The 10103-nt window shown below is 38.8% G+C and carries 10 protein-coding genes; 3 read left to right on the top strand and 7 right to left on the bottom strand.

What is annotated here, in order from left to right:
• Positions 1–299: 299 nt before the first annotated feature.
• On the top strand, positions 300–998 hold the full coding sequence (locus DWX32_RS17550; RefSeq protein WP_118594459.1) for a Crp/Fnr family transcriptional regulator: 699 nt from the start codon (positions 300–302) through the stop codon (positions 996–998).
• 163 nt (positions 999–1161) lie between these two features.
• On the opposite strand, the gene DWX32_RS17545 is transcribed toward DWX32_RS17550, so the two are convergent.
• The 7 genes from DWX32_RS17545 to dndB all read right to left on the bottom strand — a co-directional run bounded on the left by DWX32_RS17545 (position 1162) and on the right by dndB (position 9111).
• The gene (locus DWX32_RS17545) at positions 1162–2250 is read right to left on the bottom strand and encodes a U32 family peptidase (protein ID WP_118594460.1); all 1089 of its coding nucleotides are present in this window, start codon (positions 2248–2250) and stop codon (positions 1162–1164) included.
• Positions 2251–2332: 82 nt separating this feature from the next.
• Complete coding sequence (locus DWX32_RS19460; RefSeq protein WP_147398222.1) at positions 2333–3025, bottom strand: hypothetical protein; 693 nt, start codon at positions 3023–3025, stop codon at positions 2333–2335.
• 15 nt (positions 3026–3040) lie between these two features.
• On the bottom strand, positions 3041–4192 hold the full coding sequence (locus DWX32_RS17540; RefSeq protein WP_118594461.1) for a cysteine desulfurase family protein: 1152 nt from the start codon (positions 4190–4192) through the stop codon (positions 3041–3043).
• Positions 4193–4194: 2 nt separating this feature from the next.
• Positions 4195–4578: a DNA sulfur modification protein DndE gene (gene dndE, locus DWX32_RS17535; RefSeq protein WP_118594462.1), complete on the bottom strand. Its 384-nt coding sequence runs from the start codon at positions 4576–4578 to the stop codon at positions 4195–4197.
• Positions 4575–6527 carry a DNA sulfur modification protein DndD gene (gene dndD, locus DWX32_RS17530; RefSeq protein ID WP_118594463.1) on the bottom strand — a complete coding sequence of 651 codons (1953 nt, stop codon included), beginning with the start codon at positions 6525–6527 and terminating at the stop codon, positions 4575–4577. Before dndD ends, dndE begins: the two co-directional genes overlap by 4 nt.
• Positions 6528–6530: 3 nt before the next feature.
• Positions 6531–8030: a DNA phosphorothioation system sulfurtransferase DndC gene (gene dndC, locus DWX32_RS17525; protein ID WP_118594464.1), complete on the bottom strand. Its 1500-nt coding sequence runs from the start codon at positions 8028–8030 to the stop codon at positions 6531–6533.
• A 10-nt stretch (positions 8031–8040) separates the two neighbouring features.
• Complete coding sequence (gene dndB, locus DWX32_RS17520) at positions 8041–9111, bottom strand: DNA sulfur modification protein DndB (protein ID WP_118594465.1); 1071 nt, start codon at positions 9109–9111, stop codon at positions 8041–8043.
• A gap of 175 nt (positions 9112–9286) precedes the next feature.
• Between dndB and tnpA the strand changes: the two genes are divergently transcribed.
• Positions 9287–9682, top strand: a complete 396-nt coding sequence (gene tnpA / locus DWX32_RS20955) for an IS66 family insertion sequence element accessory protein TnpA (RefSeq protein ID WP_118594466.1) — start codon at positions 9287–9289, stop codon at positions 9680–9682.
• Entirely contained in the window at positions 9676–10020 is a 345-nt protein-coding gene (tnpB, locus tag DWX32_RS17510) for an IS66 family insertion sequence element accessory protein TnpB (protein WP_118594467.1), read from the top strand. The genes tnpA and tnpB overlap by 7 nt, the downstream gene beginning before the upstream one ends.
• Positions 10021–10103: the final 83 nt, after the last annotated feature.

The raw sequence follows: 10103 nt of genomic DNA, 5'->3' as shown, positions 1-10103 counted from the left end.
CACACCATTATCCCAGATTTTGGAGATGTCAGGAAGTTGACGGGTTATTCACCATTTACGAACAAGATGTATTCTAGCGGATTCGCGGTATGAAAAAAAGGACATATGGGATGTTTTCGGGGAAATTTTTCTTCTTTTTTAGGATTTCTTTTCTTTTTTTGAAAAAGTCATAGTCAGACATTGCGTCCATGAAAAAAAATGTGATATACTCACCGCAGTAGATGTCTGACCGCAAAATGAGCTATGCCAGACGCAAAACTGGTTTTGTGATTGCACCAAGGAAAGAGAGTCGAGAAAATATGACACTAGAAGAACTGATCAAAGAAGTTCCGGCACTTGCCCCCTATTTCGAGCATATGCCGGAAGAACTGCATAACCGTTACACGATCCGTGTCTACCCGCCGGGAACGATTATTCACCAGAAAGATTATAAACTGGAAAAGTTTGGCATCATCGCCAAAGGAGAGCACCGCGTCATCAATGAATTTCAGAATGGCAATGTTTTCATGATCGAAAAGAACGAACCGATCGATTTTGTCGGAGAAGTGACGATCCTGGCCGGAATGGAAAAGACTTCGGTTACAATCGAAACACTGACCGAGACAACCGTTGTCTATTTTCCCCGGAAAGACTTCGAGGACTGGATTGTCAAAGATATTCAGCTTCTGCGGCTGGTCGCCCACAAAATTGCATACAAGCTGTACCGCTCCTCCTATAACCGCGGCGCACGACTCTTCTATCCGCCAAACTTCCTGCTGCTCGACTACATTCTAAAACAGGCGGCGCACCTTGGCATCGAGCGAAAAAAAGAAATCATAATTCAGAAAACGCGGCAGGAGCTCTACGAAGAATGCGGTATTACCGTAAAAACGCTGGGACGAACGATCAGCAAACTAAAAGAGGATGGCGTGATTTCCCTGAAAAAAGGGAAAATCGCCATGACGCTGGAGCAGTATCATCTGGCGCAGAATACGATTCATCACTATGTTAATTATTAAAGCGTGCTGGAAAAATATTTCTCATTACGTTCTCCACTATTTCTTTAGATTAAGAAAGACCCTGCATACGCAGAGCCTTTCTTACATTTTCTTTCGAGGACTAACCCTTGATACAAAAATATGTCAATCCCAAATGCATTACTTCAGAAAGAGTTGACATATTTTATCTGGCATAGCACATGTGACTGCATCCATTTGGAAAAAGCTCTGCTTTCATCGCTCGGATATATTCTTCTTCCGTAGAAGAATCCTCCAGAATCTCCAGCGTGCGGCGCAGATTTCGGATATCACGCTCCATAAAATCGGTATAATTTCCCCGGCCTACCAGCTTCAGATGAGTGATTCCGGCATCGGAAAGCTGTTTTAATGTACACAGGCCGCAGCCGGTTGCGCCGCAGAGATAGCCATCATCTGATATTGGATCCGTCGTTTCCGATGCAGCATCATTTTCTAATGCCAAATCCCTTTCTAATTCAGGATCATTTTTCAATACAGAATCCTCTTTCGGAACTGAAACTCTCTTGTCCGGCGCTATATCCTTTTCCAAAAAGTTTTCTGAAAAACATCTGTTGGCACATGACACCGGTTTTCTCCAGTAAGGAACCCGGCAAAGATATCCCATTTCATCGCAGTGCAGGGAATTGCAGAAAGCACCACTGAACTGGCACAGTTCATTCAAAGCAAATGCCTCGAACTCCGTTGGATAAGTCCATTCTTTTCGAGCGGCTTCTTTCTGCGCAGTTATATGCCGAATCACTGCACGCATTTCCGAGATCGTATTTTTGCGCTGGAAAATGATCCTCTTCGGGTATTCTTTCGCAAAAACCTCTGTCATCGCAGAATTCACCGTTCCCAAATCCCCACTCAGATGCACCTCACAGTCGATCTTTTCTTTTCGCAGGTACACAAGCAGCGCGGGATCCGCAAGAATATAACTGTCAAACCCTATGCTGCGGCACTGTTGGATGATCTGCGTAATTTCTTCATACTGCTCCGGCCGGTAATACAGTGAATTAAACGTCAAATGCACCGGCTTCTGATATTTCTGCACCATATTAGCCAGAATTTCCAGTTCACTGAACGATCCGATTTGTACATTATAGTTTAAGACCTCTCTCCGATTCAGCGGCAGAACCGTTCCGTATTTTTCTGACCAGGAAAATGGAACGTAACCGCAGAACAGCTCGTCTGCACCGGCGCGGACGTAACGGGGATAGTCATCAATGGAGCCGAGGCCTGATGTGATTTTCATAAGTTAAATCCTTTCGCTTGCGCCTCATTCAAATTCAATCTCTTCCTCCGCCTTAGCATACAAATCCAGCTGATTTTCAATATCAAGTCTCTGAACCAGCCAACCTCTTGCAAGACACATCTTCACAAAATCGTCTATACGATTTACTCCATTCATCTCTCTGAATAACTGAGAAATTTTGCAGCAAAAACTTTCTCCAATAAGGATTCATACGAATTTTCTTTTGTAATCCAACACCATCCAAAATGGTATAGAAAAGATTCTCATCTCCAGATAACTTTGCCATGTATGCAATGAGTCTACTGTGTTTATCGTTCTTAATATACGACAGTTCCTCTTCCATTCCTTCAACATCAAAAAATGGATATAAAAGTTTATATGGGACATAGTCTGTCAATCTAGTTTTATCTCTTTTTAATTCCTTTTCACATTCACTTATAGCTTGCTTTAATTCTTCTTTTGACGGATTCTGAGATAAATCTGACACAGTATTGTTTAATGTGTTAATGGCATGTTCCAGAAAATTTGCTGCATTTCCATTAACTGTCGGACCAAGTCGAAGATGATAATGCGTCACTGTATGCCAAGCTTCACAGATCATCTCATCTATTACATTCTCAAATGAAAGATCTTCTTCTGATGTCTTCGTTAGGTTTAATATTGCTTCAAACCAGTAAAATTTATAGCTTTGTGCTTTATTATTAAACATACGGGCAAACTTGTCTGTATCCAAATTATTCTCATATACTAAGTCTAGATGCAATTTATGATCCATATTGCCCCTTCTTTCCTAACTCTTTATTTGCTTTGCAATTTCCAATAGTGCCTTGAAATTATGAAGCGCATCTTCCTTATCAGTATTAGGCCCCCAGCTAATTCTTATAGAGCTTTCGATTTGTTCTGTTGCAATCCCCATTGCAACCAACACATAGCTCGGGGAATAGCTTTTTGATGTGCACGCTGACCCATTTGATACTCCACAAAACTGTTTTGTCGATATCATAAGAGCCTCCGATGACACTCCATCAATACATATATTCAATGTACTTGGGACACAATAGTTCTGTTCTCCATTAAAGTGATATTGTATGCCAGATTCATCAAGCACCGTTAACAGTTCATTTTTAAGATCTTGGGAATGTTTAATATTCCTTTGATATTCAGATTCAGCTATTTCACATGCCTTTCCACATCCCGCAACCAATGCAACAGGTAGTGTTCCCGGACGGATGCCTCGTTCCTGCTGCCCACCATATAAAATTGCTTTCACCGGAGGAAATTTGTATGATTTTTTTCGTAGTACCAGAACACCAACACCCTGCGGTCCCATCAATTTATGTGCGCTAAAAGAAAGCATGTCATATTTTATGCTTCTGATCTCTTCTACCAATTTTCCACAACTTTGCGTTGCGTCTATATGAAAAAGGATCCCTCTTTCTTGCAGTTTTTCGCCGATTTCTTTCACTGGCTGAATAATACCAGTTTCATTATTTACATGCATTACGCTTACAAGAAGAGTATTGTCTTTAACCTTTTCCAAAATCTTTTCTTCGCTCACTCGTCCTGTTAAATCAGGAGAAACAATGTCTACGTCAAATCCTTCCGACTCAAGATGCTTTACTGTCTCCAACACCGCCTTGTGCTCAATAGCAGTAGTAATAATATGCTTTCTGTTACTTTTTTCCGCATACTCTTTAAGTCCTTGAATTGCGATATTATTGCTTTCTGTCGCACCGCTAGTAAAAAAAATTTCATCCGGTTTAACCTGCAGCAGACTTGCAACTTGCTTCCTTGCATTTTCAACAATACTACGTGCATTCTCACCAAAATTATGTGTCCGACTATCAGCGTTACCCACACTATTTTTATACACTTCGACCATCAGATCCAAAACTCTTTCATCAATCGGAGCCGAGGCATTATAATCTAAGTACACACTCATATCTATTTCTCCTTTATTGCAAGTTTTGCCAAATCTTCCGCTTTTTTAATGAATCCTGTTCCACACAGATGCGCAATTCCTCTTTCTAAATTCAGATGAAAATATTTTGCCACAGTATCGTCATCGGTAGGAAGATTCATCTTAATGCACCAAGCTTTCACTAAAGCCTCATATATTTCATAATATTCTCCGCCAAATGTGAACCAAGACATTTCCAAATTACTATCAGCCACAATAGGAATATCTGTAGGCAATGTCTTCTCACTTAATGAATAGCAAAGAGCCCACCTACAAAGAATATTCCAATTTTTTATTCCCGTTTTCCCTTTTAATCGGGACAATTGATCTTTTGCCTGTTGTGACAGGCGTACTTGTTTCAGTATCATAATTTTGCTCCAATCAAATAACCTCTCTCGATAGAGGTGCTCTTTGAATTTTCATCATAGTTAAGTGTAAACTCATCCCCTATATTTTCTTTCATCAACTGATAATACCCTGCATCTATTTCTGAATCTGTTGATAAAATAATAGTCTGTTCTCCAGCATTTGGAAAATATGTTGTAATCAACGCTGTTCGATGTAATGAATCCAATCTTGACAATGGCGTATCAATTATTACCGGCAACTTTTTCTTTGAGCATAGTGCTAATGCCCAGAGAATCGAAATAACCATAAGTTGTTGCTCGCCTGCTGATAATGAGTCTTTCGGAACCTCCGCACCATTTTCAGATAAATACCTAAGATCTAAAGATTCCGGATCCATTACTATCGTTTGAATTAAATTTTTCTTATTGGCTAGTTTCAAATAGCAATCAGTAATTGTTGCAGCCAATATATTTGTTTTCCTCTTTTGCAACTCAATCCGGTATTTTTCAATAACATTCAATGCAATATTGGAATACTTTATAATTCTATCCGAACTATCTTTAAGTTCTGCAGTTGATAAATACGCTTCAACATACTTGCCAAATTCTGAGGTTGCAGTCATCACTCGTGAATTTGCTGCACCACGTCTTTGTTCCAGTTCAGCAATCTTTACCTGATCATCGATAATCGCCTGCTCTGCTGCTTTTATTTTCTTATGAATATTCTTCAGTTCTTTATCATTAATATCCAGCATTAAATAACTATCAAACTCACTGATTTGCTTCACTAATTTTTTCTTTTTCTTTATAATTATCTTCGTTTCATCCGCAGTATTCTTCAATACTCCTTCAACTAAATTATTAGTTTGAAATAGAGCTTGTTCCGATAAACCATACACTGTTTCGATCTGATTATCTTCTGTATGTTTTTTTACATATTCTATGAAATCTATTCCTGCTTTTTTATCTCCTAAATACTCTACAGCAAAATCCTCAAAAATATTATCCAACTGGAGCACCGCCTCTTGCATAATCGAGTCTGTATGCTCATCCGTCGCTTGCAACTTAATTTCAACCACTAAATCTTCAACCAGCAACATTGGCAATGCATCTGCCATCAATTCATGTAGTCTATCTTCTACGTTTGATAGTTCGGCCATTAAATCAGCTCTCTTTTTTAATGTTTCCTGTCTCTTTTCAACTGCATCTCCACCCTTCGCTGTATACAACTGATGTAATGCCTCTAACGAATCGTTATCCTTGATAAGCTTTTGATTCATTTTTTCTATTTCGGCATCAATAGTAGTTAGAGCTTCTATTGCCGATTCCTTTTCCTCACGCAATACCTGAATTTCCTCTACGGATTTTTTCTCACTTCCGATTTTGTCTACTTTTTTTAAGTTACGCAGAATATCATTACTCAACACGTCAAGAACTGATATACCAAGCATGGAGCGAATGGAATTTTTCAATTGTATATTCGTATTATCAACCGCTAACTCAGCTATTTTTTCTCCGTCAAAAAAGAAGAAACTAGATAAGGCACTTGGCAAAATATTCTCAACAAACATCGGCCAATTGTTGGTCAAGAATTCATTATACGTCCCATCCTTATATACAAGTATCTGCTCTTTAGTTCGTTTACTAACGGCATCCCACTCTCTTCTTACGATATAATTTTCTTTTATCTCGTTATTAATTTCAAATTCAAGTTCTACACTACAGGTTTGATCGTCTGATCCTCTATTAACAAAAGATCTTAAATATTGTATGTATGATCTCTGTTTACTTTCCGAATATGCAAAAGAATTAGAACCATATAATGCCAGTAGAACAGCCTCCAAAAAAGTTGTTTTACCCCTTCCATTCATACCGCCTATTAAAACCACCGGTTTGTTTCCTTCAAAAATAAATTCATTATCTCCGGCGTATACACCAAAATTATGTAATTGAAGCTTTTTTATTATCATAAGTTATTCTTCCTCGTCATCTTCAAATTCAGATTCAAGCGGTTGGTAATCCAAAAACTTCTCATTATATTTACCACCATGTTCTTTTCTACGACTCATCATGTCTGAATAAAATTGAGTTGCATCATCCTCATCTTTATAGAAAGTCTTGCTTATTGTATTATTAATGTCGTCAAGGATTCCTTTTCTCTGGTTTACTCCTGATGCTTTGTTCTCCAAATCTATTAACGTATACATCATTTCAAAAGCTAATTTTTCATCTGGATACATCTCTTGACAAACTCTTTGCAATATTTCCCATTCTTCATATTCAAAATTTTCATTATGAATCCACTTTGGATCTTCAAATTGCTTTCCCATTACACGCTCATATATTCTCGGTAATGCATCATCAAATTCATGTTTGTCGTTTACCCATATTCTGCGAATAGCCATTAGTTCTGGCATTCTAATAAGCTCAAGTTCACGAAATTCTTCAGGGCCATTTTCATTTATATCTTTCTGAATACTTAATAATCGTTCAAGCCATTGTTCTCTGAACTCTTTCTTATATGGTCCATGAAAAAGCTTTCCATAATTTCCCTGCAAGTTACCTTTCATTCGCCGAAAACTTCTTCTCTCTCGATCGCCATCTTCATTTCCAAATTCATTTCTAAACTCGAGAAGCGGAGTCATCCACTCTTTCTCTTGATCATTTGCTATCATTGCTTCCATAGATTTGTCTTTTTCGACCATTGTACACACCCAACATCCAAATCTACTTTTGCCACACGATGGAGCAGATTTGTCTACCTGCAAAGGACATTCATTATCAGCTGTAGCTCCTCGATACATGGTCATAAGATCCATATTAGAATAACCCCATGGATTTTTATACTGCATCAGGAATGCCCAAACATCATCATCTGTCCAATCTTCCATTGGAGAGAATACCAATTCGTTTGCAAGCGTTGGATTTGGACTCAACAATTCTCTAACTCTCTTTTTTTCAAGATTGGTCATGGTTCTATTTCGTCTTGAGCTTTCTTGCTTTCTTGTTCCAAGAACCAGAATCACTTCACCATGCTCAGCTATTTTATTCTTAATGAAGTCATTTACTGGCTGAATCTTCAATCGATCTGTACACCAACGATATTTCATTCTTGGATACGGATATCCTCTTCCTATCAAATTCACCCAAAAAGTATTATTGTAATCGGGGATCAATCGTTCTGGAACAAAAGGAAGCTTCTTTTTATCAGCTTCTATCCTCATATGTTCTAATGATTTCTCTACCCACTTTGATACCACCGGTGATTCCACCAATGTGTCTGTATTCATAATATGAATCGGCTTATTTCTTTCCTCTACTGGGAGTTTTTCCATTGCCATCCATACAAGCTGAACAGCTGCAGTACTATCCTTACCGCCGGAATAACCTATCATCCACGGGATATCATCTGCTAAATATAGATTCTGTATTGTGACGATCAATCCGTCTATTCGTTCTTTCGCAATTGCCATATTATTGTCCCTACTCTTCGATTATTTTTTTCAATGCCTCTTCTGCATTTAATTCTTCTTGTGATAATGGTATTCCTATCTGCTGTTTAATAACATTTGCAATTAGTAATGCTGCTTTTTTATTAGTAATAATACGTCCATTTTTACCAACCGCACGCATATACCATTGTCTTGCATTTCGGCTCCAATTTATTTTTTCGATATTAGCCATTGTTTTTTCCATTTCATTCTGATGTAAATATAAATAACTTCCAACCCTGCCAAACGCCTGAATTACAATGCTTTGCGTTGCAATAAAATTCTCTCTAAGATCGACTTTCGTAATTTCTCTGTTTTGTAATTCCTGCCACAATTTCATATGTTTTGCTACCAGTGTCCAGAAGTTCAAAAGGAAGTGCTCGCTTTCACTCACATCATTTCTACCCACAATACTCTTATTGGCTGTGTAAAAAGTATTTAATGTAAAAAGACTCGACGAATATTTTCCTAAAATATCCTTTTCTTTATCTGTATAGGTATTCAAAAATTCAATATTCCAAATAACATTTCTCGTAACAACAGCCATTTCATCCCTAGAGTCATACAATTCTGAAATAGAATTTGATGTCTTTACTGCATTTTTATTAAGATCAGTAAATATCTGCTGACTCCGTTTCAAACCCTGATCAGAATAAAAAACAATTGAAATGGTTTCTTCTTCAAGTGAAGAATCCTCTTCTAGCGCAGCTAAAATAGCTGATTTTCTGTGCTGTCCGTCATTTATTAAAAAATGGGCATCCATAGAAACTTCTAAAACACCTGCATCTGCATTTTGACTGCTAGGCTCATAAGAGAACATACCATCAATGGATGCTGCCAATGCCGAGAATACATAGGAATCCCTATTATCCAATATATATTTGCTGATAATTGGAATTCTGGCTTCATTTAACTTTCTTTGTGCTCGATACTCCGGCAACACAAATTCTTCTTCATCTACCGGAAACAATTTAGACAACATTTTTAATGGAACCATTGCTATATAATATTCCGTCCCGGCTTGAAGTCCTCTAACTACAGGAAATCTATATACAAAATCCATAACTCCTCCATAAAGCGAAAATAAGGATATACTTAGTAAGCGCTTTTTAATTCGATGACTTGCTCTAGCTTGAAATAACCTTCATAATTATAGCTAGGAAATGCAAGCATTTTACTCTCTAATCAATGCTGGAAATGCGAGCGTTTCACTTCACCTCTTATGAAGGAGCAACAGAATGAGAAAACCACGGATATCAGCGAAAGAACAATACCAATTGATCATGCAGTGCCGCCAGAGCGGTCTTTCTGATCACCAGTGGTGCTTGGAACACGATATCCACCCAGGAACTTTTTATAACTGGGTGCGGCGTCTGCGCCAGAATCCTGATCTTATTATTCCGGAGAAAACGGAACCTCAGAACAGATCAGTACCCAGGCAGGAAGTTGTAAAAGTAGAACTGACATCAGCGGAGCCGCCTTCGCTTTGTCAGGAAACATATCCAAGTCCCATTTGCGGAACTTCAGATGCTATGGAACTTTCTTTTCATGGCATTACTCTGCGGATTCCAAATGGGACGGATCCCCAGCTGCTTGTTCATCTGCTGTCTGCATGGAAGGAGCTTCCATGTTAGGTGATATCACAGCCGCCGATGAACTCTACATTATAACCGGTTACACCGATATGCGGAAATCAATCGACGGATTGTGTGCTATCGTTGAAAAGCAGCTCCATATGGATCCCCGCAGAAAAGCCTTGTATCTCTTTTGTGGGAAGAGATGTGACCGCGTAAAGGCTTTACTTTGGGAATCCGATGGGTTTGTACTTCTTTATAAACGCATCGAGGTACAGGGGCGGTTCCGCTGGCCCCGTAACAGTACGGAAGTAAGACAGCTCACCTGGCAGCAATTCAACTGGCTGATGTCTGGGCTGGAGATTGAACAGCCAAAAGCGTTCCGACCGCCGGACTGATCTGAAAACCGGCTGGAACAACCGGATTTTCTGCTTCTTTTCTCACCGGTTTTATGTTAAAATAAGACCAGAAGACAAAGGAG

Source organism: Blautia sp. AF19-13LB (assembly GCF_003479105.1).
Lineage (GTDB): Bacteria > Bacillota > Clostridia > Lachnospirales > Lachnospiraceae > Fusicatenibacter > Fusicatenibacter saccharivorans.
Note: the sequence above shows the minus strand (reverse complement) of the source record. Positions and strands in the feature narration are given on the sequence as shown.